General features: G+C 46.9%; 22 protein-coding genes. 1 reads left to right on the top strand and 21 read right to left on the bottom strand.

Annotated features, from left to right (window positions below):
• Positions 1 to 4 precede the first annotated feature (4 nt).
• Together ASD24_RS13265 and ASD24_RS13260 are read right to left on the bottom strand one after the other, a co-directional pair.
• Positions 5 to 868, bottom strand: coding sequence for a DegV family protein (locus ASD24_RS13265; RefSeq protein WP_056696389.1), 864 nt, complete (start codon positions 866 to 868; stop codon positions 5 to 7).
• Positions 869 to 898: 30 nt separating this feature from the next.
• The gene (locus tag ASD24_RS13260) at positions 899 to 2,707 is read right to left on the bottom strand and encodes a DAK2 domain-containing protein (protein WP_056696387.1); all 1,809 of its coding nucleotides are present in this window, start codon (positions 2,705 to 2,707) and stop codon (positions 899 to 901) included.
• 637 nt (positions 2,708 to 3,344) lie between these two features.
• Here ASD24_RS13260 and rpmB point away from each other — a divergent pair.
• Positions 3,345 to 3,533: a 50S ribosomal protein L28 gene (gene rpmB, locus ASD24_RS13255; protein ID WP_024631107.1), complete on the top strand. Its 189-nt coding sequence runs from the start codon at positions 3,345 to 3,347 to the stop codon at positions 3,531 to 3,533.
• A 192-nt stretch (positions 3,534 to 3,725) separates the two neighbouring features.
• Here the strand turns inward: rpmB and spoVM are convergent, their stop codons facing one another.
• From spoVM to ASD24_RS13160, 19 genes are all read right to left on the bottom strand, one after another.
• Entirely contained in the window at positions 3,726 to 3,806 is an 81-nt protein-coding gene (gene spoVM, locus ASD24_RS13250) for a stage V sporulation protein SpoVM (RefSeq protein ID WP_019424875.1), read from the bottom strand.
• A 165-nt stretch (positions 3,807 to 3,971) separates the two neighbouring features.
• On the bottom strand, positions 3,972 to 4,223 hold the full coding sequence (locus ASD24_RS13245; protein WP_056696385.1) for a hypothetical protein: 252 nt from the start codon (positions 4,221 to 4,223) through the stop codon (positions 3,972 to 3,974).
• A 2-nt stretch (positions 4,224 to 4,225) separates the two neighbouring features.
• Positions 4,226 to 4,885 carry a ribulose-phosphate 3-epimerase gene (gene rpe, locus ASD24_RS13240; RefSeq protein ID WP_056696383.1) on the bottom strand — a complete coding sequence of 220 codons (660 nt, stop codon included), beginning with the start codon at positions 4,883 to 4,885 and terminating at the stop codon, positions 4,226 to 4,228.
• Position 4,886: 1 nt separating this feature from the next.
• On the bottom strand, positions 4,887 to 5,804 hold the full coding sequence (gene rsgA / locus ASD24_RS13235; protein ID WP_056696381.1) for a ribosome small subunit-dependent GTPase A: 918 nt from the start codon (positions 5,802 to 5,804) through the stop codon (positions 4,887 to 4,889).
• 116 nt (positions 5,805 to 5,920) lie between these two features.
• Positions 5,921 to 8,143, bottom strand: a complete 2,223-nt coding sequence (gene pknB, locus ASD24_RS13230) for a Stk1 family PASTA domain-containing Ser/Thr kinase (protein WP_056696380.1) — start codon at positions 8,141 to 8,143, stop codon at positions 5,921 to 5,923.
• Entirely contained in the window at positions 8,140 to 8,916 is a 777-nt protein-coding gene (locus tag ASD24_RS13225; RefSeq protein WP_056696378.1) for a Stp1/IreP family PP2C-type Ser/Thr phosphatase, read from the bottom strand. The genes pknB and ASD24_RS13225 overlap by 4 nt, the downstream gene beginning before the upstream one ends.
• 7 nt (positions 8,917 to 8,923) lie before the next feature.
• Positions 8,924 to 9,964, bottom strand: coding sequence for a 23S rRNA (adenine(2503)-C(2))-methyltransferase RlmN (gene rlmN, locus ASD24_RS13220; RefSeq protein WP_056696377.1), 1,041 nt, complete (start codon positions 9,962 to 9,964; stop codon positions 8,924 to 8,926).
• A 539-nt stretch (positions 9,965 to 10,503) separates the two neighbouring features.
• Entirely contained in the window at positions 10,504 to 12,018 is a 1,515-nt protein-coding gene (gene rsmB / locus ASD24_RS13215) for a 16S rRNA (cytosine(967)-C(5))-methyltransferase RsmB (protein WP_056696375.1), read from the bottom strand.
• A complete protein-coding gene (gene fmt / locus ASD24_RS13210; RefSeq protein ID WP_200956153.1) occupies positions 12,015 to 12,971 on the bottom strand; it encodes a methionyl-tRNA formyltransferase in 957 nt (318 codons plus the stop codon). Before fmt ends, rsmB begins: the two co-directional genes overlap by 4 nt.
• A 6-nt stretch (positions 12,972 to 12,977) precedes the next feature.
• Positions 12,978 to 13,466: a peptide deformylase gene (gene def, locus ASD24_RS13205; protein ID WP_056696370.1), complete on the bottom strand. Its 489-nt coding sequence runs from the start codon at positions 13,464 to 13,466 to the stop codon at positions 12,978 to 12,980.
• A 108-nt stretch (positions 13,467 to 13,574) separates the two neighbouring features.
• On the bottom strand, positions 13,575 to 16,124 hold the full coding sequence (gene priA, locus ASD24_RS13200) for a primosomal protein N' (protein ID WP_056696368.1): 2,550 nt from the start codon (positions 16,122 to 16,124) through the stop codon (positions 13,575 to 13,577).
• 1 nt (position 16,125) lies between these two features.
• Positions 16,126 to 17,412 (bottom strand): bifunctional phosphopantothenoylcysteine decarboxylase/phosphopantothenate--cysteine ligase CoaBC, encoded by a 1,287-nt coding sequence (gene coaBC, locus ASD24_RS13195; RefSeq protein ID WP_056696367.1) that lies wholly within the window; start codon positions 17,410 to 17,412, stop codon positions 16,126 to 16,128.
• A gap of 351 nt (positions 17,413 to 17,763) precedes the next feature.
• On the bottom strand, positions 17,764 to 17,979 hold the full coding sequence (gene rpoZ, locus ASD24_RS13190) for a DNA-directed RNA polymerase subunit omega (RefSeq protein ID WP_056696365.1): 216 nt from the start codon (positions 17,977 to 17,979) through the stop codon (positions 17,764 to 17,766).
• Between the two features lie 229 nt (positions 17,980 to 18,208).
• Positions 18,209 to 18,781: a guanylate kinase gene (gene gmk, locus ASD24_RS13185; RefSeq protein WP_056696363.1), complete on the bottom strand. Its 573-nt coding sequence runs from the start codon at positions 18,779 to 18,781 to the stop codon at positions 18,209 to 18,211.
• A gap of 13 nt (positions 18,782 to 18,794) precedes the next feature.
• Positions 18,795 to 19,055: an extracellular matrix/biofilm regulator RemA gene (remA, locus tag ASD24_RS13180; protein ID WP_006209218.1), complete on the bottom strand. Its 261-nt coding sequence runs from the start codon at positions 19,053 to 19,055 to the stop codon at positions 18,795 to 18,797.
• A gap of 51 nt (positions 19,056 to 19,106) precedes the next feature.
• Positions 19,107 to 20,006: a YicC/YloC family endoribonuclease gene (locus ASD24_RS13175; RefSeq protein WP_056696361.1), complete on the bottom strand. Its 900-nt coding sequence runs from the start codon at positions 20,004 to 20,006 to the stop codon at positions 19,107 to 19,109.
• Positions 20,007 to 20,025: 19 nt separating this feature from the next.
• Positions 20,026 to 21,915: a bifunctional homocysteine S-methyltransferase/methylenetetrahydrofolate reductase gene (locus tag ASD24_RS13170; RefSeq protein WP_056696359.1), complete on the bottom strand. Its 1,890-nt coding sequence runs from the start codon at positions 21,913 to 21,915 to the stop codon at positions 20,026 to 20,028.
• Positions 21,916 to 22,134: 219 nt separating this feature from the next.
• The gene (gene dapF, locus ASD24_RS13165) at positions 22,135 to 22,968 is read right to left on the bottom strand and encodes a diaminopimelate epimerase (protein ID WP_056696358.1); all 834 of its coding nucleotides are present in this window, start codon (positions 22,966 to 22,968) and stop codon (positions 22,135 to 22,137) included.
• 207 nt (positions 22,969 to 23,175) lie between these two features.
• A complete protein-coding gene (locus ASD24_RS13160) occupies positions 23,176 to 25,986 on the bottom strand; it encodes a calcium-translocating P-type ATPase, SERCA-type (RefSeq protein ID WP_056696355.1) in 2,811 nt (936 codons plus the stop codon).
• Between the last annotated feature and the right edge of the window lie 317 nt (positions 25,987 to 26,303).

Raw genomic sequence — 26,303 nt, 5'->3', positions numbered from 1 at the left:
TCCCTCATTCCGGAACAGGCCACATAAAGATAGCTATTACACCAGGACCGACATGGCTACCGATGACAGCGCCGATGTTGGTATACACTACCTCATTCAGTGTAAAATGCCCACGTAACTGCTCTGCACAAGCAATGGCTGATCCGGGATCTGCGGTGTGGCCGATTGCCACATTTACGCGTTTACCCGCGAAATCCTGCTGAAACAGCTCAATGATGCGAGCCATGGCCTTTTTTTGACCTCTGACCTTCTCAACGGCATAGATAATGCCTTCTTTATCAATAGATAGAATTGGCTTAATATTCAAAAGGGTTCCAAAAATCGCTGCCGCTTTGCCGATTCGACCGCCTTTCTGTAGATACTCTAGCGTATCCACAAGGAAGAACAGCTTACGAGTCCGGTGCATACCTTCTACAGCACTAGCAATATCGGCTGCTGATTTGCCCTGTAAGGCAAGCTCAGCGGCCTGCACCACCAGCAATCCATATCCGTAAGATGCCGACTTGGAGTCCAGCACCGTGATGTCACCTTCACGCTCTAACAGAGACTTGCCAAGCAGAGCAGATTGATAAGTGCCACTCATGCCAGACGACAAGTGAATGGATACGATGGCACGTTCCGGATCCTCGTCCAGCAGTGATTGATATACGTTCATGAACTCAGTAGGAGAAGGCTGTGACGTCGTTGGCAATGTCGCAGCCTTTCCAAGTTTCGTATAAAACTCCTCTGGGGTCAGTTCAACTCCGTCAGCATACGTTTCTTCACCAAACAATACACGCAACGGCACAACATGAATCCCATACTTGCGAATCAGTTCTTCCGGTATATCTGCTGTACTGTCCGTTACGATCGCAACCTTATGGCTCACTAGATCCCCTCCTTCTTGGCTAGGTGAACACTACGACTCTACAGAGAACAAATAATAATAAACAGGCTGTCCTCCAGCATGTACCTCTACTTCAGCATCCGGATACTGCTCTTCGAGCCAAGCAACCAGTGCAGTTGTAACCTCAGAAGACGCCTCTTCCCCTTCAAGCAGGGTAACAACCTCGTCTCCACTCTCTAACATGCGCGCAAGCAAACCTTGGCAGGCCTGCAACAGATCTTCATCCGTAGCCACAATTTTGGAGTTGTGAATCCCGATATAATGACCTTCCTTAATATCCAGCTCATCATATTGGGTATCTCTCACCGCATGGGTCACTTGACCAGATTGCACCCGTGCCAGAGCATCCAGCATCTGATCCCGATTCACCTCTGCCGATTCATCTTCTTGGAAAGCAAAAGCAGCCGCCATACCTTGTGGAATGGTCTTACTTGGAATTACAGTAATACGGCGTTCATCCTCCAGCAATTCACGTGCCTGCTCTGCAGCAAGTACGATATTAGAATTGTTTGGCAAAATAAAAATCTGTTCCGCTGCGATTGAACGCACCGCTTTTACAAAATCCTCCGTGCTCGGATTCATCGTTTGTCCACCAGACAAAACGACATCCACACCGAGGCTACGGAAAATTTCAGCAATACCATCACCTGAAGATACAGCGATAAATCCATATGGTGCCATCTCATCCGCAGGCGGCACAGCTTCCTCGTGACCACGCGACACTTCTGGTGGAATCTCTGCGAACAGTTCAGGCGAAGGTGCGATATCCATGCCAGCAGTAAGCAGGTCTCTATGCTGTTCACGCATGTTCAGAATGTGAATCTGCGTAATTTCACCATAGCGTAGAGCCAGGTTTAATACATCGCCAGGTGTCTTGGAATGCACATGCACTTTAATGACTTCATCATCGGCAATAATGATAATGGAATCTCCGTTCACTGATAACGCTTTCCGGAAAACATCCTCATCGAATGCGACTCCTGCGTTGTCGCCAAGCTGTCGGTTAATGAAAAATTCCATATCATACAGGAATTCAATATCTTCCGTAACAAGTCTTGCTTGTGCCGATAAAGGCATCTCTGGCGCGATAACCTGTTGTACAGGTTTAGCAGGTGTTACTTCTGGCTTCGCAGCAGGTTTGAGAGCAGAAGACGATACCGAAGGTTGAACTTCTTTTGGCAGAGTCGTCAGGCTTCCTCCATCTTGCTGCAATAGAACTTCCATGAAACCTTCGTAAATATATACAAGCCCCTGACCACCTGAATCCACAACGCCAACCTGTTTCAGTACAGGCAGCAATTCTGGAGTCATCGCCAGTGCTTCTTTTGCTTTTAACAATACTTCATTCATTAATTCTGTAATATCATTCGTCCGTCTAGCGTAATAGTTGGCATGCTTAGCAGCTTCCTTAGCTACGGTCAGAATGGTGCCTTCTACAGGCTTTACCACTGCTTTGTATGCTGCATCCACACCGTTCTGGAGGGCTGCCGCAAATTGGATTGTATTCAGTTCCTCATAAGGCGCAGCGGAACGGCTGAATCCTCGGAACAATTGCGATAAAATAACTCCGGAATTGCCGCGAGCACCCATAAGCAGGCCTTTCGATAAGATACCAGCAGCTTCTCCGATTGAGGCAGAGCTCTTGCGTTTAATCTCAGCGACTCCTGCACTCATTGTCAAATTCATGTTCGTTCCCGTGTCGCCATCTGGCACAGGGAAAACATTCAGGGAATTGACGTGCTCTGCATGCTGCCCAAGTTGTTCCGCTCCGGCAAGTACCATTGCGGTGAAATCTGTTCCATTTAAAGAACGTATACTCAAGTGAGAATTCCCCTTCCTAGCTTGATACACGAACATCTTGCACCAAGATGTTATCTGGTCTGTTCATGCGTTAACGCTATTGCGTTATTCTTCGTCCATACCTTGTCCGGCATAGGCATATAATACAACATGTCAGCCGGGTTTAACGGTCTGGGCGGCCTGGCCACCGATATCCTGCAACCAATTACAGCCCCAAGTTCGGGGCATACGGATATGCACCGGTATCGAGAGCCGGCATGAATGCCGCATGGAGACTGGTGCCAATGATGGAATGCCGCAGCGCGCAGCGTTGCCAAAAAGCAGACCCCCGACCTTTAAGGCCGGTCTTTTCTCCGGCTTCCCCGCGGCAAAAGCCTGTTCACCGCTGTATTATGGACTATTCAACATTGTACTATATTAGACAGGAGAAATAAATAAAGTTTTTGGATCAGTTGACGAAGCTTTTTTAGATATGATATTATATTCAAGTATTGTTTTAAGCAGGTTTAGTAATGGAAATGATCCGGCGATGCTGGCTTGAACAACCCATTAGCTACTGGAAACTGACTTTTCTAGTCAGGTAGAACAATTTAGTCCTTATGGAATGACTTTCGTCTCTCCGAAGGCACTGGTTATTTTAGGATAGGAGGTGTAATCTATGTCTCGCAAATGTTATGTGACAGGTAAGAAACCGGGCACCGGTAACCACGTATCCCACGCTAACAACCGTAACCGTCGTTCTTGGGGCGTAAACGTTCAGAAGGTCCGCATTCTCGTGAACGGCAAACCGAAACGTGTATACGTAAGCACCCGTGCACTGAAAGCCGGTAAAGTGACTCGCGTATAATCACGCAAAGCTACTATAAATCGGATAAGCAAAAAGCACCTTGTCTATCGCAGGTGCTTTTTTGGTATTTAAACATGAAAGCCCCCACCTTAAACACCATAGACATGTGAATGGCCGCCGCATCGTGCTTCGTAAGCTAATTCTCAGGACGCCCTGAAGCTAACAAAGCGGCGGTATTCGCATTGTAATGGATCAGTTCTTTTGAAACGTATTAAGAATCGCCTTTACAAACCCTCCCAAAAACTTCGGCAGTTTGAACGTGTAAAATTTCATACTTCACCCTCCCCATCATGCTCATACATCCGCCGCATCCTATGCTTCATGCCTTCCCTACCGCAAACACGACAAAAAAGGCTACATGAGAAACCTGCTCATGTAACCATATTTATGCGGAACTACCTGTCCCTATTCCATAATGACGAGCCTGAAACAAGGGATTTACATCTGGGTCGGAACAAATTGATAGACAGCAATCATGAATACACTCATTAAGTAGTAGAGTATGCTAAAAATGACAAATGTAACCCGAAGTCTCGTTCGGTCAAATTTACGGAAGTACAAGATGACAATTCCAACCCCAAGTAAAGAGGTAAATGCATTAAATGGAGATTGTACTACCGCAAATAAAGCGAGCACTAGTCCTGTAACGAGACTTGCAGCCATGGTCCACAGCGTCTCTTTCAGATTCATGTTTAGCCCCCGTAGCTGTTGCGAATGTCAGTAATTGCAGCTGCACGATCTTCACGTCCAAATACTGCACTTCCTGCAACGAGCACATCCGCGCCAGCTTCCACCACAAGTGGAGCCGTATCGGCAGCAATTCCGCCATCCACTTCAATATGAACGTCATGACGTCCTTTTTCATTCAGCCAACTGCGAATTTGCTTGATTTTGTTCATTGTTCCGGAGATGAAGGCTTGTCCACCAAATCCTGGGTTAACCGTCATGACCAGCACCAAGTCCACATCATCAAGAACTTCTTGAATCGCACTTGCAGGTGTACCCGGATTCAGAGCAACGCCTGCTTTTACACCTTGTTCTTTGATTAAGTGAATAACACGGTGAAGGTGCACACAAGCTTCGGCATGAACAGTAATGACCGCAGCGCCTGCTTTGGCAAACTCCTCAACATACCGCTCTGGATTCTCAATCATCAGATGCACATCAAGCGGCAAGCTCGTATGAGGCGCAATAGCTTTTACAATCGCAGGGCCAAGCGTAATATTAGGGACAAAGTGACCGTCCATGACATCAACGTGAATCCAATCTCCACCTGCGGTTTGAGCTTCCGCTACTTCTGCACCAAGACGGGCAAAGTCAGCAGATAAAATGGATGGGGCAATTTTAATCATGTTAGTACCTCCGCTTCTTGTCTTTCATTTCTGTAAGAAACAACACATAGTGCCGGTACCGGCTTTCGGCGATTAGTCCTTCTTCCTTAGCTTCAAGTACCTTGCATGATGGTTCGTGGGTGTGTGTACAGCCTCGGAATTTGCACTGATCTGCATACTGAGCAAATTCACGGAAACAGGTAGAGAGCTCCTCTACACCAATCTCTAGGAAGTCCAGCTGGCTGAAACCAGGAGTATCGGCAACAAAGCCCCCATTATCCAGTGGAATTAATTCTACGTGCCTAGTGGTGTGTCTGCCTCGTCCTAGACGCATGCTGATCTCACTCGTTTCCAATGTAAGACCTGGCATCAAAGCATTCAGCATGGAAGACTTACCTACCCCGGATTGACCAGCAAATACGCTAATCTTACCTGCAAGCCGTTCCTTCAGCATTTCACTGCCTTCTCCGGTTCGCGAACTGGTAGAGATGACTTCATAACCAATCTGTTCGTAGAGCGCCTTTACTTCAGCGACAGTATCTTTGTCATCTGCTCCTGGATTAGCCAAGTCTTGCTTCGTTACGACGATAAGCGCATCCAGCCCTGCCTGTTCGATATGAACAAGGAACTTGTCCAGCAGATTCAGATTCATATCCGGTTCCTTGACGGAGAATAGGAGAACAGCCAGATTGACATTAGCCACAGGAGGACGGATCAGTTCCGTGTCACGCTTTTTAATTTCATCTACTGTTCCTTCCCCATTCTCAGTCAACATGTAGCTAACACGGTCACCCACAAGCGGTGAAGTGCCCCGCTTCCTAAAGATGCCTCTAGCTCGGCATTGAACGGCAGAGCCTTCAACCGAAGGCACCCCGTTATCTTCCAGTGGCATGACATAGTAGTAACCGCTTAGCGCTTTAACGATGATACCTTCAGGCATAGCTCCGTCGCCCTCCTTTGATTTGGCAATACGATTGTGCAAGTTCCAGACGTACGATTTTCAGTGAATGGTTAGAACTAACCTTTACTGGCTAAACGTCAGCAATAAGCCGTCCTTTAAGGACGGCTTGATGCATTAACAACTTCCTTGGTTCTACCCTTAGCCTTACCGTTACCATTGCCATTACCATTCCCTTGATCCATCGCTGAGGTGTCTCCCTCTTCGTTGTCAGTTTCACCATCCGCAGGTGTTGACTCAGGTTCACCTTCCTGGTTGGTTTCCGTACTATCCTCTTCCACATTCCCTGGATCCGGTTGTTGCTCATCCGGTGGTGGCTGCACGCCGCCCTCAGGCTCAATGGAAGGTACAACAACGGTTCCATTCTTGGCATCAATGTAGGTAACAAGGTACGTATCAAGGAATTTCCCATCCCGATAGACGGACACAGCGCCATTCTCATTTGGTGCAAGTACCAGTGGGATCGTCAACGCTTGGTTAGACTTGTTAATGGTACGTGTTCCCCACTCTTGGTTTTTGCCACGTGCATCTTCAAATGTAATTCGAATACTGCTGTTTTTGCCCTCTTCTTTTGGTGAGACATTAATATTAAACGAATATTCTAACGCTTCTGGTGGATAACCTGTACTGATGTAAATGGTAATATTGTCACCAGGACTAACCTCTGCACCCGCTTCAAAAGGCCATTGTTGGGTTACTTTACCGCGGTCAATGGTATAACTTGACTCCTCTTGAACCTGAGCCAGCGTTAATCCGGCGGATTTAAGCAAACGCTCCGCTTCACTACGGGTTTGATTTTTAAGATCAGGCATCTTAATCGTTTCAGCGCCTCTACTTACGGTTAAAACAATTTGAACTGATTCCAGATCGAATTCTTCATTGACTCCAGGCGTCTGGGAGATCACGTTTCCGGATGCGACTTCATTGGAGTATTCATCCTTACGTTGGATCTGATCCTCCTTAATGCCTAAAGCGGTCAGACTCTTCACAGCAGCATCATAAGAGGAACCTTTTACATCAATCATTGTAGATGGCTCTTTCTCTATACTGACACTAAGCTGGATCTCCGTGCCCTCTTTGACGACATCGCCTTCTTTTCTGCTCTGGTCAAACACAATCCCTGGATCAAAACCTTCTTCGTGAGCTCTAATGACTTCATTACTTATGACAAGGCCACTATCCTCCAAGATTTTACGGGCATTTTCCTCAGTCTCATTAATGACACTAGGAACCTGCACTTCAGGAACAACGAGCATGCCCTTGACGTACCATACCACGCCAACCATGGCTATCAGAATTAGAAGCGTCAACGAAATAAGAAGAGTTGGCTTTTTCCAATTCTTTGTTTTGCCCTTTTCTTTGCCCGCCTCGACGTCAGACTCCATCACAGGTACTGAACCTGTTGAAGTAATACCACGTGGCTCAGGCTTAATTGCAGGCATGACACGGGTTTGATCAATATCATCCTCATCCGGAAAATCAATCTTGTTTTCATTGCGACGCTCTGGCATCAAACAAGTTTCCAGATCGGTCTGCATTTCTTTTGCTGATTGATACCGCTCTTGAGGATTCTTACGCATAGATTTCAGAATTACATTTTCCACACTTTGCGGAATCAATGGATTAAATTTGCGTGGTTCATCGAATTCTTCCTGCAAATGCTTCAAAGCAACGCTAATTGGACTCTCTCCCAAAAACGGAAGCTGCCCAGTCAGCATTTGATAGAGTACGATACCAAGAGAATATAAGTCCGATTTTTCGCCTGTTACAATGCCTTTGGCATGCTCAGGCGAGAAATAATGAACAGAACCGATCACAGAACCAGTCTGAGTAATTGTCGTCGAGGTTACGGCACGAGCAATTCCGAAATCCGTCACCTTCACACGTCCATTGCGTCCAATCAAAATGTTATGCGGTTTAATATCCCGATGAATAATCTGATTATGATGTGCGTGATCCAGGGCATCTGCGATCTGAGAAGCGATACGAACGGCTTCATCGACTTGCAGAGGCGCCCTTTCCTTTATAATTTCATTCAAGTTTTTGCCTTCGACGTATTCCATAACAATATAATGCACATCATCTTCTTGCCCTACATCATAGATACTCACTACGTTAGGGTGAGACAAAGATGCAGCAGATTGTGCTTCTCTGCGGAAACGTCGAATAAACTCTTCGTCATGGACGAATTGCTGTCTTAACACTTTGATCGCGACATTTCGATTCAGCAGAAGATCCTGTGCTTTATATACAAGCGCCATACCGCCGCCACCGACCCGCTCAATCACTTCATAGCGTCCGCCTAGCTGGTGCCCAATCATGACTCGCACCCCGTTTCCGCAACTACGGAACTTTCCTCTTGAGCCTCAAACAACGCAACGGTGATGTTATCATCTCCGCCAGCGAGCAGAGCCAGCTGGAGTAGACGATCCGCTCGTTCCTCAAGAGGAAGATCCAAATTGCCAGCAACTTGAATGAGCTGCTCATTGCTGACTAGGTTGCTTAACCCATCACTGCATAACAAAAGGACTTCGCCCTTTTCCAGCTTAACGGGATCCAAATCTACCTTTACCTCAGCGTCTGTGCCAAGTGCACGAGTCAGTACGTTACGACGTGGGTGATGAGAAGCATCTTCCTTTTTAATGATACCGTTCTTTAACAAGTCATTGACCAGTGTGTGATCTTCCGTCAACTGAGTTAATGATTTGTTGGCAATTTTGTAAGCGCGGCTATCTCCGATATGACCGATAACTCCCTCAGCATCATTCAATAAGGCAGCAACCACTGTCGTCCCCATGTTATGGTACTTTTCATCTGCAGATGCTGTGCGGAATATTACCTCATTCGCATGCAGTATCGCGTCGCTGAGAGCAGCAGACAAAGAGGCATGCGACAAGCCCGGTTCTAATGTACCGAGATCGCTCACGAGTGTCTCCACCGCAAGACGACTTGCGGTATCTCCCGCAAGATGTCCGCCCATGCCATCGGCAACAATGCCTAAGATATAACCTGTTTCCAAATTGCGAATCCAAGCTGAATCTTCATTAACCGAACGTACACGTCCGATATGGCTCACATGAACTGTTTTGATCAAAACGTTCTCACCTCAACTCCATATGCTTGGCACGAAGCTGACCGCAAGCGGCAGCAATATCATGTCCCTGTTCACGACGAATCGTTACATTGACGCCTTGCTCCGAGAGAATTCTCTGGAAGTTAAATATATCGCTTCGTGATGTTCTTACGTATTTGCGCTCAGGCACGTGATTGACCGGAATCAAGTTAACGTGGCACAGCATGTTCTTGAGCACACCTGCTAGTTCAGCAGCATGTTCAGGCTGATCATTAACTCCACCAATCAGGGCGTACTCAAACGTAATTCTCCGACCTGTTTTGGCCAAGTAATAACGCAAGGATTCCATAACGTCTTCAAACGGGAAACGACGGTTAACCGGCATCAATTTGGAACGAAGCGCATCGTTCGGTGCATGAATGGAGATCGCCAGATTAATCTGTGTATCTTCATCAGCAAATTTGTAGATGTTTGGTACGATTCCGCTCGTAGATACGGTAATATGACGTTGACCGATATTCAATCCTTTTTCATGAATCATCGTGCGCAGGAAGGTCATCGTAGCTTCATAGTTTTCAAATGGTTCACCTGAACCCATGATAACAATGCTGCTGACACGCTCGCCACGTTCATCCAGAATTTTCTGTGCCTGTACCACTTGAGCAGTAATCTCTCCAGCCGTAAGGTTACGTTTGAGACCACCTAGAGTAGATGCACAGAATGTACAACCAATTCGGCAACCGACCTGTGTCGTTACACAGATGCTGTTCCCGTAGTTATGCTTCATGATAACTGTTTCAATGGCATGATCATCATGCAGACCAAACAGGAACTTAACCGTTCCATCCTTGGATTCAAATTTCGTAATTTCTGTGAGCGTTACAAATTCGAATTGCTCTGTCAATTTTTCGCGTAGTGCCTTCGGTAAGTTACTCATTTCATTAAAATCATTCACACGTTTCACGTAGATCCAGTCAAAAATCTGACCCCCACGAAACGCAGGCTCCCCATTATTAACAGCCCACTGCTGCAGCTCTTCTAGGGAATAATCATATATAAAAGGTTTCATTTTGTTTTCAACACCTATTCCTTCTTTTCATTTAGATTGAACCATAAATATTTACACTTCCACTCCGATGACAGAATAACCTTCCAATCGCTGTTATCCCCAGATTTTTCGAATTCTCTTTTGCAAAGAGAAAATCCGGTGATAGCTTATGCTTTCGACGTAGCTTTCTTTCAGAAAGCTTTCAGACGAACGCTACGCTTCTTCACGTTATTTCTGTCCTCTCCGTTCTCGTGTAAATGTCTAATTCAATCTATATAGCTTCCTTCTTTTCGTTCCATCCGTCCTATTCTATCATAAAGACCACTTTACATCCATGTATACCCTCGAAGCACACACTTCATGCATTATAACACCTCTATGCGCCTATCGCACCCTAAGATCGTTCGTCAATCACGAAAATCGCCCACTTCTATAGCTTAATCATACGATATTAAAGTGTTCAACCATTTCATTATGACCCCATAAAAAAGGCATGCTTCTCACAAAGAAATCCGCCGAAGTTACCCTCGGCGGCCCTTGCTCATGCACTATACAATTCATCAATTCGCCGTGCGGATCAAACGGGCAATGTAAAATCCGTCGCTGTGTGCATATTGCGGCAAAATTTGCACACCTCCGTTGACGGATTTCAATTCAGTCAATGCCTTATCAGACCATGTCGAATCAGCCGCTTCGAATTCAGGATGACGTTGCAAGAAGTCAGACACCATCATTTCATTTTCCGCTGGTTCGATCGTACATGTGCTGTATATCAGCACCCCTCCTGGCTTCAGAAGTGGGGCTACACGATCCAGCAACTCACGCTGTAGACCTGAAATGTCGTCGATATCTTCAGGAGACTTGGTCCATTTGACATCTGGCTTGCGACGGATAACACCAAGACCTGAGCATGGCGCATCCAGCAAAATTCGATCAAATGAAGCGGCAGGATAACGTTCATTCAGATCTAGTGCATCACCAGTAACGGCATCAATGCAGCCTAATCCCAGACGATCCGCCTGATCCATAATCAATTGACGTTTATGAGCATGCAGGTCATTCGCTATAATTCGCCCACGATCTTGCATTTTCTCAGCCATATGTGCTGTCTTGCCACCAGGGGCTGCACAGCAATCCAGCACGGTTTGTCCTTCTTCGGGTGCGACTGCTTCAGCCACCAGCATGGAACTCTCATCCTGCACAGATAACAGACCATCACGATACCAGGATGTAAGAGCCATATTGCCTCCGCTACGCACCAGAATACCATCAGGACTCAGTCGGGAAGGCTCTACCGTTGCTCCCGCGCTCTCCATCTCGCCCATCAGCTTCTCTCGTGTTGTCATCGTTGTATTCACACGAACACTGACTGCAGGAGGCTCATTATTGGCACGGCAGATGGCTTCTGCTGTCTCTGCACCATATTGAGCGATCCAGCGCTCTACCATCCACAGCGGATGTGAATGCTCCAGCGCAATCCGTTCAGCAGCAGGTAGATTATCCGGTATTCGAAGCTCATCACGATTACGAATCATATTCCGCAAAACGCCATTCACCATACCAGAAACACCTTGGTGACCCAGCTTTTTCGCCAGATTCACCGCTTCACTGACAACTGCATGCTCAGGAATCCGATCCAGATACAACATTTGATACACACTAATCCGTAACAAGCTTCTTACCCACGGCTGTAACTTAGACACACCTTTGGCTACATAACGCTCCAAATAATAATCCAGTGTGTTCAGCCTTGCGATTGTTCCATAGACTAATTCGGTCGCTAAACCTACGTCTGCTGGGCTTAAATCAGCTTCTTTTAATCGGCGATTCAACTCTAGATTGCTGTATGCCCCGTCTTGTTCAACTGCACTAAGTACCTTTACGGCAACGTTACGGGCAGAGGTTTTGGGACCAGACGAGCGTTCAGCCCCTCGTGAAGCAGACCTAGCAGCGGTTTTAGTTTGAGCATGAGCAGGCTTGCCGTTGCTCTGACCCTTCTTAGAGTGGGTACGTTTCGTTGAATGTTGTGCTTGTTTCCCCTGGCTTGATGTACGGCCTGATGTATTTCCGTTCATCGCAGCACCGTGCCTGGTTTCAAAGTACCGCCACGACCAAAGTCTACAGCCTTCATCACTTTTTTACCTGCCGGCTGAACTTCGGTCAACCAGAGTGAACCGCTGCCTGTTGACACCTCGATACCATTAGCACCCAGTTGCAAAACAGTGCCCGGCTCGGTTTGACCCGTTTGAGAAGTCCCTTGGACATCTGAATTCGGATTCATCGCTGCCCATACTTTGAAGACTTGATCATCCCACATGGTGAATGCTCCAGAGAATGGTACAAGACCACGGATCTGATTAAACAGCTCTCGTGAGGAGCGACTCCAGTCTAGTTTCTCATCTTCTCGAGTCAGATTGCGGGCATACGAAGCTGCGGCATCATCCTGAGGGACAGCCGTTGTTTCTCCTGCAATTAATCTAGGCATTTCTTCCTGTAACAATTTAGAGCCCGCTTGACTCAGCTTGATAAACATCGAGCCTGATGTATCTTCATCTGTGATCGGTACTTCTACGCGCGAGATCATGTCCCCGGTGTCCAGTCCTTCTGCCATATACATGAGCGTTACTCCAGTAACCGACTCCCCATTGATAATGGAACGTTGAATTGGGGCACCTCCGCGATACTTAGGCAAAAGTGATCCATGTACGTTCACACAGCCACGAACAGGCATGTCCAACACGGCTTTGGGCAGAATCTGCCCAAATGCTGCGGTAACAATGAGATCAGGTTTCCACTCTGCGAGCCGAGCCACTGCTTCTGGATCGCGAAGTTTAACCGGTTGAAATACAGGTAAGCCATAACGCTCGGCTGCAGCTTTTACAGGTGTTGGTGTGAGTATCTTTTTGCGGCCTTGTGGTTTATCCGGCTGTGTTACGACACCGACCACATTGTATCCTTCCGCAATTAGCATATCTAGAGAAGGAACAGCAAAATCTGGGGTTCCCATAAAAACAATATTCAAATCCATCACTCCTTAATTACGTCGAGGTCCTGTCTGATCCGCAGAAATTTCGTATACTTTCTCGGCAATATCAGTAAAGAGCACTCCATCCAGATGATCAATTTCATGTTGGAATGCACGGGACAACAGACCGCTGCCCGTAATAATCAGTTCATTACCTTCACGATCCAATCCTTTGACGGTCACTGTCTCAAAGCGACGTACATCCCCATTAATTCCAGGAATACTCAGGCAGCCTTCCGGTCCGAACTGCTCGCCTTCACTTGAGATAATTTCAGGATTAATCATTTTGATCAGGCCCTGTTCATCTCCAGCATCAATAACAATCAAACGTTTCAAAATACCTACTTGTGGCGCCGCAAGCCCTACACCCTCAGCATCGTACATCGTATCTGCCATATCATCCAGCAGCTTTTGTACATTCGGTGTGACTTTAGTTACTTCTTTAGCTCTTTTGTGTAGCACTTCATCCGGTTCTTTCACGATAATGCGAATCGACATGTTGTAAGCACCTTCCTAATCCTCATCATAATTTCAAAACATCAAGCTGTGTAGTTATATCTCCAGCTACGATGCATGTTTTTACTAATCTATGTTTATACCGCCTGTTCACATTAACATTTGCGGGTCTACATCAAGACTAATTAGCAACTTCTGCGCTTGCACATCATCGTCCATGCGCCGAGCTGTCGCTAGAGCGAGCCCAATAGCGTCTACATCCCCACGCCATTTTATCATACATTGGAATCTGTATCTATTCTTGATCCGAGGAATCGGCGAGGCTACAGGCCCGAGTACGTCAAAGGCTTCGTTGCTGAAACGATCCATACTTCCTAACCACCCTGCTGCGTTTGCACGTTCTTTTAACATTCGGGTGTAGTTTTCAGCAAGCCGGATCAGTACCGGTAGTTGCTCGTGTGAAAAAGTCACCAGAATGAGCCGACAGTATGGCGGATATTGAAGATTACGTCGATGCAGCAATTCTTCACGTACAAACGATACATAATCGTGCTGACTAGCATGACCGATCGAGTAGTGCTCTGGCGTATAAGATTGCACAAAAACTTCACCTGGAAGCTGATGTCGTCCTGCCCTGCCGGCAACTTGAGTCAGCAGCTGGAATGTTTTTTCCGCAGCTCGGAAATCAGGTAAATTTAATGCCGAATCGGCCGTAATGACCCCTACCAGCGTCACATCTGGGAAGTCCAGCCCTTTAGCGACCATCTGTGTACCCAGTAGGACATCCGCCTTCTTCTCCCGAAACTGTTTCAGCAACTTCTCGTGTGAACCCTTCTCTGTTGTTGTATCCACATCCATCCGAATGACGCGAATTCCGGGGAATAACTTAGCAAGCTCTTCCTCTACACGCTGAGTCCCTGTTCCAAAATATCGAATGTGTTCACTTCCGCAATCCGGACATACTTCCGGAGCCGCTTCCGCATAACCACAATAGTGACAACGAAGATTATTAGATCGTTGATGGTACGTCAGAGAAATATCACACTCTGGGCAACCGGCTACATAACCACAACTTCGGCACATCACAAAAGTAGAGTATCCGCGGCGGTTTAGAAGCAGCACCGTTTGTTCTCCACGTTCCAAGCGTTCCTCCAGACCTTTGTGTAACGCCCGGCTGAACATCGAACGATTGCCGTCCTTAAGTTCCTCACGCATATCAATAATACGTACATCAGGTAGGTTATTACCAAGCGCCCGAGTGGGCATCTCTAGCAGGAGTGGCGCGAATTCATCATTACTTTGAGAGCGAGCAGCGTAATAACTTTCTAGCGAAGGCGTCGCAGAACCAAGAACCACAACGGCCTGGTGCTGCTGAGCTCTTTTTACCGCAACATCACGAGCATGATATTTTGGTGTTTCCTCCTGCTTATAAGAGGTCTCATGCTCCTCATCCATAATAATTAATCCAAGACGGCTGAACGGTGCAAATACCGCTGATCGTGCGCCAATCGCTACCTTGACCTGACCCTCTCTAATTTTACGCCATTCATCGTAACGCTCCCCACCTGACAGACGACTGTGCATGACCGCGACTTGATCCCCAAAGCGCCCTTTAAAACGCTCAACCATTTGAGGAGTCAGGGCAATTTCGGGTACAAGCACTATGGCTTGACGATCCTGATCAATGCACTGTTGTATCGTTTGCAGATAGACTTCCGTTTTGCCACTTCCCGTTACACCATGAAGCAAAAAGACGCCGTGGCGTCTCTCCAGTAGTCTACCGTTGATGCTATCATACACATGTTGTTGTTCCGGTGTGAGCAAGAGCGGTTCGGTCGCCCGAAACTGTCTGCCCTGATAAGGATCACGAAAGACTTCAACGTCCTCTGTTACGAGTAATCCCTTCTCTTCCAGTCCTTTGACAGTAGCCGCAGATACCTGAAGCGTTGACAACAATTCCTTCATTGGCATAGGCAACAGTTCTTTCATCTCGAGCAAAAAGGACAATACTTCCTTCTGACGCTGCGCCTTCGCTGGGAATGCATCAAGTGCTTCTTGTGCTGCCATCGTGTCAACCGCAAGATCCACAGACTTCATCGTCTTTTTGCCCATTTTATCCTTGATGGCCTGGCTTTCTAACAATATGCCACCTAGGAGCAGTTTTTTGATCAAGGGTGCATGATTAGGGTACTTTCGACTTAGCTGTTGAAGAGGGACTTGTCCACGGCTTTGTACGAATCGAATGATATCCTGCTGTACCTTCTCCGTAGTTGATTCTTCTCCCCACACAAAAAGAACCTCTTCATTCGGCGACGAACTCGCCGTCTTAGCATCGAGTGCATCTCCAATAGAGATGTAACGCTCCGCTTTCCCTTTTAAAGCTGTGGGTACCATCACTTGTAGAGATAGAATGCGATTGCTCGCATAACGATCACTCATCCATTCTGCTAGTTCCACCAGATCTTTGGACAAAGGCGGAACAATATCCAGCAGCTCCTGAACAGGCTTGAGCTTAAATGTCTCATTTCCAGTGCGAGGTACGAGATCAACGACGAATCCCTGCACCGTCCGATGTCCAAAAGGTACACCTACCCGACTGCCAATTTCGATCCATTCTCGCATCGATTCTGGCACAAGATAATCAAAAGGTCGGTCGGTTTCCTTCACAGGAACATCGACAATAACCTTGGCGATCTCCATATTAATTCCTCCCGGCAATGCGCTCCGCCGCAATTGAAAGCAACTGGCGTGCCACGTCTTCCTTGGCCATTACCTGAAGCTCTTCTACCAAACCCTCACGGTCATAAATGTTCACCGCATTGGTATCTGTTCCAAATCCTACACCTGCACGGGTGACATCATTGGCTACGATCAGATCACAGTTTTTCCGTTCCAGTTTTTCTCGTGCATACCGTTCAATATCATTCGTCTCTGCTGCAAAACCGATCAGAAATTGATGGGTTTTCTGCTTCCCTAATGTTTCGAGAATATCTATATTTTTAATAAGTTCAAGCGATAATGTATCGCCAGTTTTCTTCATCTTTTCCTTATAAGTTTCCTTAGGACGATAATCAGCCACAGCCGCTGCCTTCACTACAATATCTGCTTCATTCCATTGGCTTAGGACAGCATCATACATTTCATCAGCAGACAGCACCCGAATCACCTGTACATTCGCGGGTGGGCTGACCTGTGTATTGCCCATGATGAGTGTAACTTCAGCTCCAAGCTCCTGCGCTATAGCCGCAACTGCAAAGCCCATCTTGCCTGAAGAGTCATTCGTAATGTAGCGAACTGGGTCAATACGTTCAATGGTACCTCCCGCTGTGACAACGACTTTTTTTCCTGTTAATAGCCGTGCTTCTGTAGCCGTTTGTGTAGTCGTTTGCTCGGTTGCTGGTGCCGAAACATAAGAGACGTGTCCAGTATTGTTACCACTCGCTTTATTCGCAAAAAATTGTTCAACCACGTCAACGATTGTGTCTGGCTCTTCCAGCCTTCCTTTGCCTACATAACCACAGGCCAATTGTCCTTCGCTTGGCTCAATCATTAACGTTCCACGCTGGACTAATAGGTTCATGTTATGTTGCACAGCCGGGTGATCATACATATGAACATTCATAGCCGGTGCAATCATTACTGGAGCAGTAGTAGCTAGGAGCGTGGTGGATAACATATCATCCGCCATACCATGTGCCATCTTCGCAATCACATTCGCGGTAGCTGGAGCTACCAATACAAGATCGGCGAGATCAGCCAAATGAATATGTGAAACAACCGATGGTTCGCGCTCATCAAACGTATCGCTATATACAACATTGCGCGTCAAGGTTTGCAGTGTTAACTCCGTAATAAACTGTTTAGCAGATTCCGTCATGATAACATGAACATCCGCTCCTCTTTGCACAAGTCTACTGCATAGTGTTGCTGCTTTGTAAGCAGCGATGCCTCCTGTGACTCCAAGCACGATCTTTTTGCCGTTCAACATGTTAATTTCCCCCAGTCTATGCGACATATAAACGATGAATAGGAATCTATCTTGTCATCCCTTTAGAGGTTGTTCAAAAAGTCCGCTTTTGATTACGAAGGATGCCTGGAGGCATCTCAGCGTCGAAGATGGGATTCAGCCGAAATGTCCGTTGCTCACGTAGTTTGGCCTACGCTCCGCTACTCCATTTCTACCTTCATCCCATCTTCTCGGTACTGAAAACCGACCTTTTTGAACACGTACCTTTGGTTCCTTATAAGAAGAATTCAATAGAGAAAAAAATAACAACCTCGCGGTTGTCAAATAAATCCGGCTTACGCCGTATGCAGTTGAAGAGCAGCCGCTGACGGCTTACTCTTCCTCTTCTTCGTCCTGTCCTTTGATGACAACGAGCAAGTCACCATAAATCTCTTCAAGCGCAACGCCAACCTGTTTATTGGATTTTGCATTTCTCAGATCGGATTTTTCGCCTTCACGAAGTTGTCTAGCCCGGCGAGAAGCAGCAACAACAAGAGAATACTTGCTGTCGACTTTGTTCATCATTTCATCAATAGAAGGATACAGCATAGTTACAAAACACCTCTTCACATTAGTATAGTCACCCTTCACCGCCAGACCGAACTTCAAGAGGCTGTTCAAATAGATCATTTTCACGGTAATGAAAACACCACGATTAATTCGAACATGCACCTACACAGTCCAGTCTGTATCCGTCATCCTCACGAACGCGTTCTTTATCTATATATCCTATGACTGTAGTCGTGTGGAATATCGCATGTTGCTGCGGTAAAAGAGATTATTTATTGATCTTACAATGTTCGGCGATAATGATGCTTTCTATTCGTTTACACGCCAAATCAATTTCATCATTAACAACTGCGTAATCATACTGCTCCAATAAGCTGATCTCATCTACAGCAACGGACATCCGGTGGTCAATTGTTGCCTGACTTTCCGTACCGCGGCCTTGAATGCGATCTTTAAGCTCGTCCAAAGAAGGAGGAAGTAGAAACACAAAGATCCCTTCCGGGAACTTTTCTTTTACTTTTAACGCACCTTGGACTTCAATCTCAAGAATGATGTCCCGGCCTTCGTTAATTGTTTTCTCCACAAAATCACGCGGAGTTCCATAATAGTTGCCAACATATTCTGCATGTTCCAGCAGTTGATCTTCAGCAATCATACTTAGAAACTCATCATGCGAATGGAAGAAGTAGTTGACTCCATGCTCTTCACCCAGACGAGGCTGGCGGGTTGTTGCCGATACGGAATAAGTCAAATTCGGCACCCGTTTGCGCAGCGCGCTGCATACTGTACCCTTCCCGACCCCAGATGGGCCGGACAACACTATCAGTAATCCCTTAGACATATTACACTCCATTTTATTCGTCGTTATCATCATCTTTCGAAGAAAGACGATGGGCAACCGTTTCTGGCTGTACCGCAGACAGAATGACATGATCACTATCCGTAATAATTACGGCACGAGTACGTCTTCCATACGTTGCATCAATCAGCATATGACGGTCTCTTGCCTCTTGTATAATCCTCTTGATCGGCGCCGATTCCGGGCTTACGATGGATATAATCCGGTTCGCCGATACGATGTTACCGAATCCAATGTTAATGAGTTTGATTGCCATAATCAGGTTCTTCCCCCTATACATGCGACTCTTCTGCCGAAATATGACCGTTCATTCGATATTCGCTGCTTGCTCACGAATTTTCTCCAGTTCCGCCTTCATCTCGACAACACGGTTCACTAGAGCCAAATGGTTGGCTTTTGATCCAATCGTGTTAACTTCACGATTCATCTCTTGAATAAGAAAGTCCAGCTTGCGTCCCACAGGTTCATCACTCTTCAGCAGTTCCCTGCTCTGTCCAAAGTGACTGAGTAAACGCGTAAGCTCTTCTTCTATGTTAGAACGATCGGCAAACACAGCAATTTCCATACCCAATTTATGCTCATCAAAAGGGAAAGAGCCTTCTTCCTGCATTTCCGTAAGCCTTTGTCTTAGCTTGTTGCGGTAATCACTTACCACAGTAGGTGCAAGAGTAAGCATCTCGGTATGCAGTGACTCCAGACGACTCATTCGTCGTTCCAGGTCACTGGCCAGATGAAGACCCTCGCGAGCGCGCATCTGTTCCAGACCGGACAGAGCTTCTTCAAGTCCCTCCTGCAGAACACGTTCCCACTCGTCCTTCTGTTCTTCCGTCAGGAGATTAACCCCTTCCGAATGAACCATGACATCTGGCAACGAAAGTATGTCCATAATGGTCGGCTTGCCCTGCATCCCATACCGGGTCTCCAACTGCTCTGCAGCCTGCAGATAGGCTCTAACCGCCTGCTCATTGAGCATGGCAGGGAGAGCCTGGTCTTCATCTTTTTCTTTCATTACATAAACATCAATCCGCCCGCGTTTCAAACGGCCCTGTACGATTTTCCTCAATCCGTCTTCATAACATGTCCACTCTTTCGGTAGACGCATCATCACTTCACAATAACGATGATTGACCGATTTGACTTCCAACTGTACCTTATAGCCGCCAAAATGAAAAGCGGATTGACCGTATCCGGTCATACTGAATGACATCGGCATCACATCCGTTACACTATTGTAATTGATTATTAGGGTTGAAACAAGTAGGACATTGGTGCTCTGACTTCTCCCACACATATTGCGTAAGTTCCGCCGTCATGTTGTAGAACATAAATGGCGTCATTAGATAGATGCCTTTAAAATACATGGTGGCTACATCCAATAGTTCCTTGGCGATTTTCACGCCCATCGCGCGGCCTTCTTCGCCTTCCAAACCAGCCATGCGTGACCGCACTTCATCCGACAGCTGAATTCCCGGTACCTCGTTATGGAGATATTCCGCATTTCGTCCACTTGCGAGCGGCATTACGCCAACGAAAATAGGGATTTCCAGATGTTTGGTTGCTTCATGCATTGCGACAATTAATTGTGGATCGTAAATCGGCTGGGTCATGATGTAATCAGCGCCGGAGGCAATCTTTTTCTCCAAACGTTGAACGGCTTTGTCCAGATGTTTCACGTTTGGATTGAATGCGGCTCCAATTACGAACCCCGCTTTTTGCTTGAGTGGTTTACCCGAGAAAGCTACACCATCGTTCAGTTGCTTGATCATTCGAATAATTTCGAAGGAAGTTAGATCATATACCGAGCTTGAACCCGGGAGGTCACCGAAACGGGCTGGATCTCCGGTTACGGCGAGCACATGATTAATTCCGAGCGCATCAAAGCCCATCATGTGGGATTGCGTACCGATGAGATTACGATCCCGGCATGCGATATGCACAAGCGGGCGCAGTCCTGTGCGATCTTGAACGAGATGTCCCAGAGCCATATTACTCATCCGGGTAACAGCAAGCGAGTTGTCAGCGAGTGTTAATGCGTCAGCTCCTGCTGCCTTTAGTACCTCGGCACCTTTCATGAATTTAGCGATATCTAGATCACGTGGTGGGTCAAGTTCAACGATAACCGTATGACGTTGCTTCACTAGATCAACAATTGTAGGTTGTCCTCCACGACCAGCACGCTCATCCACATGTTCATGTAGGACAATACGTGGTTTGGGATCCGTTAGGTCAGGCTGGACAATTGGAGCAGCTTGGTAGTCGGCTAAGGCTCCAGCCATAGCAGCGATATGATCAGGCGTTGTTCCGCAGCAACCACCGATAATCCGAGCACCCAAGTCGGCAAACTGTACTGCTGTCTGACCGAAGTACTCCGGAGTTGCACCATAACGGAATTCACCATCTACGTAATCCGCGGCTCCCGCATTAGGATAGACGGACATTGGAATACCAATTCGGCCAGATACCGTTTCCATCGCACGCATAATACCGTTAGGACCTGTGCGACAGTTGAAGCCAATCACATCGGCACCTTGTTCACGCATAATCCGGAACGCCTCAGGCATTGTATATCCATCCAGTGTATGACCAACATGCTCAACCGCAAATTGTCCAATTACGGGCAGGTCACTCAGCTTACGAGTCTGCAGAAGGGCAATGTCCATCTCCTCGATATCATAGAAGGTTTCAAGGAGAATACCATCTACTCCTTCGTCAAGAAGTGCAAAAATCTGTTGCTCATAAAAGCGTTTCAGCTCGCTTGTAGATACATTCGTGCGTTTCCCCCCGCGAATTGAACCTACAGCACCAAGCACATAACCTTGGCTACCTGCCACTTCCTTGGCGATACGCACACCAGCCCGGTTCACACTCTCAACCTTAGACTCCAGGCCAAACTTGGATAACTTATCATAATTGGCAGAGTATGTGTTCGTCTCGAATATTTCTGTCCCTGCATCTCGATAACGACGATGTACATCAGCCACTACTTCAGGTGAAATTAAATTCAACTCTTCATATGAAATACCTACCGGGAATCCCATTTGATAAAGGAATGTTCCCATCGCCCCGTCTCCCACGAGAACCCGCTCCTGCATTACGCTCCGTAAATCCGCCTTCATCCCATTTCCCCCCGCCTGGCTGTGATCAATTTCATACTAATGTAACACAAAAAACGCTAAAAAACGAAGGAAAACACAGGTTTTTTCCCGGAATTATGATGATATATGTTCTGTTCTGTCTGTTCTCATGGAATGTATGACTGAACATATATACCCAATTTCTATTTCTGCAATACAAAAAGAGAGGCTCACAGGCCTCTCTTGGCTTAAATCTTCATTTTATGAGGTGATCCCTTTGAAAACAACTTCCGCAGGCCCTGTCATATAAACATGGTTATCTGATTCATTCCACTCAATGTGCAAATCTCCACCTTTGAGGCTAACGACAGCAGTACGGTCGGTATGTCCGTTCAGAACTGACGATACGAGTGTTGCACAGGCTCCTGTTCCACATGCCAGCGTTGGCCCCGCTCCACGTTCCCATACACGCATATCTACATAACCGCGGTCACGAACAGTGGCGAATTCCACATTAATTTTTTTGGGGAACATCGGATGTACCTCTAGCAGTGGCCCCCATGTTGAGAGATCAAAATTCACAGCATCTTCTACATAAATAACAGCGTGTGGGTTCCCCATGGATACGGCGGTAAACTTAAATTGTTGACCATTCGCTTCAATGGAATGATCAACCACAGGATTTGCATCCACTGTCGTTGGAACCTTAAGCCCGTCCAAAATCGGCTCACCCATATCCACACGAACCGTCTCTACCTTACCATCACGAATGTTAAGGTTAACCGGTTGTACGCCTGCACCAATCGTCTCTATCGTAATATTCTCACCGGATACATGACCGTGATCATACACATATTTTGCGACACATCGAATGGCATTACCACATTGTTCGGCTTCGGAACCGTCTGAATTCATAATGCGCATCTGAAAATCTGCTTTCTCGGAAGGCAGTATATAGACGAGCCCATCCGCACCAATTCCGAAAAATCGGTTACACCATTTCACAGCCAATTCTGGCGCGTCTGCGGGAAGCTTCTGTTCTCCAAATACAACGATAAAGTCGTTGCCTAGTCCATGCATTTTCGTAAATTCCATATTATCTTCCCACTCCTTTTGGCAGTATGCTGCCAAAGCGTTTATTCATTTCAAGTTATGTTTTTTTTGAAAAGTCAGGCTCTCATGACTGGAAGAAGAGATGAAGCTCCGCTTCCAAAAAAAGCTATCCTGCAAAATGGCGAAGCCGTTTGCTTCGACGCATTTTGAGGATAGCATAACGAAAATGGGAAGTAAAAGGTATTGATTTTATGCAGAAAACTTTGTACTTTTCGGAACGAAACGCCCTGGCCCCATACGGCGACGGTTGCGACGGCCTCCCCACACGCTGCCTGCTCCCATAAGGAACGTAGGAATTCCGGCAGCAACGATACAGATCGCCCATTCACGCAAGCCGAGCGGTACAGTTTTGAAGATCGGTTGCAACGGCTCTACGTACATTACAATCAGCATCAGCACGACAGATGAAATGACGGCAAGAACCAAATATTTGTTTTGGAGCGGATTCCGATGAAAAATAGAACGTGAACTCCGGCAGTCAAACACATGGATCAGTTGAGCCAGAACCAACGTCGCAAAAGCCACAGACTGCGCTTTGATCAGTTGACCCGGATGATCCGGAGCCGCTTGTAAGGTAAGCCAGAAAGCGCCCAGCGTACATAAACCGATCAGGACACCACGACTTATAATTTTCCAGCCCAATCTACGGGCAAAAATATTTTCCTTCGCACCACGTGGCTTGTGTTCCATGAGATCCTTCTCTGGCTGATCCACGCCCAGCGCCATAGCCGGAAGACCATCCGTCACGAGATTGACCCATAAAATCTGGATCGGTACGAGTGGCAAAGGCAAGCCCATCATCATTGCGAAGAACATGGTCAATATCTCACCCACATTGGAGGCAAGTAAGTAACGAATAAATTTACGAATGTTCTCATAGATGTTACGCCCTTCTTCAATAGCAGCTACAATAGTTGAGAAGTTATCGTCACTCAAAATTAGGGCAGACGCTTCTTTCGTTACATCGGTGCCGGTAATCCCCATCGCGATGCCGATATCTGCTGCTTTGATGGCTGGAGCGTCATTAACGCCATCCCCCGTCATCGCAACGACATGCCCTTTCCTTTGTAGCGATTTGACTATTCGTAATTTATGCTCAGGAGAAACCCTTGAGAAGACATAAATCCCCTCAACATGTTTATCCAGTTCTTCATCCGCCATGCCCGCTAACTGAAGTCCACTTAATGACTTTCCTCCTCGCGGCAGAATACCGAGTTGTTGTGCAATTGCTTCAGCGGTGGTGCCATGATCACCCGTAATCATCACGGTTCGTATACCTGCTCTGCGGCAGGTTGCAATAGCATCCCTAACTTCACGGCGCGGTGGATCAATCATGCCTGCTAAGCCAACAAACACAAGCTGGCTCTCCGCAGTGTTCTCATCTTCGACTCTTTCTTCTGGTCGTACATCACGATAAGCCATCCCAAGCACTCGAAGTGCTGATGCAGCCATATTTTCGTTCGCAGCCATGACCTTCTGTCGTAAGGTTCCTGTGAAGGGTACTACTTTACCCTCCCATAAGATGTAGTTACATTGTCCAATCAGGACATCAGGAGCACCCTTGGTGTAGATCATTCGTCCTCCCTGATGATGAACAAGGACAGACATACGCTTCCGATCAGAATCGAATGGGAACTCTTGCTGACGTGCGTATAATTCTTTGAGCCCGTTAGGTGTAAGTCCCATTTTGGAAGCCAGCGTAACTAGTGCGCCCTCTGTCGGGTCACCTTTCAGTTCCCAAACCACACCTTGGTCGGAATCTTTCTTCGAATCTTTGCCTTTTTTCTTATTCCGAAGCTCTTCTCCTCTATTCTCAACAATACTGGCGTTATTACAAAGAGCACTGATCTGCAATAGGCGTCGCAACGTCTGGTCACTCTTCAGATCAACAGGACGTCCATGCTCAAGCATCTGTCCTTCTGGCGAATACCCATCCCCGGTTACCTTAATTCCGCGGCCTTCTAACCAGACATCTGTCACCGTCATTTTGTTTTGGGTGAGTGTACCTGTCTTATCTGAACATATGACTGATGCGCAGCCTAACGTTTCGACAGATGGCAATTTCCGCACGATGGCTTTTCGCTTGATCATACGCTGCACACCTAACGCCAAAGCAATGGTAACAATTGCGGGCAATCCTTCTGGAATTGCGGCAACCGCAAGGCTGACCCCAGCGAGAAACATACCTACAGCTGGTTGTCCATGAAGAATACCTGCAACGACAACCATGACGGTGAGCCCGAGTGCTACGAAAATCAGTATTTTCCCCAACTGTTCAAGCCTGTGCTGTAGTGGTGTTTCTTGTTCATCGGTATTTTGGATCAGATCAGCGATTTTGCCCATCTCGGTATCCATACCTGTACGAATAACAACACCGCGTGCCGTTCCGCGTGTAACCATCGTTCCCATGAATCCGATGTTCTTCTGATCTCCCAAGGGCACATCATCAGCGGCAATAGGCATACAATGCTTGCTTACAGGTACGGATTCACCAGTCAGAGCGGATTCTTCCACATCCAGGCTGTTCGTTTCCAGCCAGCGCACATCGGCAGGAATACGATCCCCACTTTCAACCAGCACAATATCACCAGGCACAAGCAGTTTAGCCGCAACCTGAATCTCTTGTCCTGATCGAAGTACTTTAGCGGCAGGAGCTGATAATTGCTTCAAGGCACGAAGAGATCGCTCCGCCCGAAATTCCTGTACAAACCCTAGAATAGCGTTGAGTACAATAATGGCTACAATTGTTACCGCGTCCAGATACTCCCCAAGCAGTCCGGATACCAGCGTCGCTCCCATCAACACCAGTACCATAAAATCCTTAAACTGATTCAGCAATAATGTGATTGGAGATATGCGTTTTCCTTCGCTCAGTTCGTTTGAACCGGCAACTTTCCTCTTCTCTGTTACAGCTTCGTCCGTTAATCCCTCCTGCGGGCTAACGCCAAGAGTATTACGTAACTCTTCATCACTTAGCTGATGCCACTTGGTATGTTCCATGCTTCTTGGTTCCCTCCCAGTCTGTATTTCATCTGCAAAACTAGCTCACATGCTTCACCGGCGCGCTGGTCGACAGGCTGTACACTATGCCGGACAAACTACCTAATCTATATGTATTCGGACAGGGCCTTGATTAGCACACGGAAGGTGAATCCTTTCCCTAAGGGGCATAATAGGCTAAAATAAAAGTCTGTGGTTATATACGCAATCGAGTTTAGCGTTCCATAGGTAAGTAACAGCAAAACTACAACCGCCCTATCTTTTGTATACATAGCCCGGTTGCTCGTTTCAGTTAAAGAAGTAGTTCAAAAATCGGT

Source organism: Paenibacillus sp. Root52 (assembly GCF_001426865.1).
Taxonomy (GTDB): Bacteria; Bacillota; Bacilli; order Paenibacillales; family Paenibacillaceae; genus Paenibacillus.
Note: the sequence above shows the minus strand (reverse complement) of the source record. Positions and strands in the feature narration are given on the sequence as shown.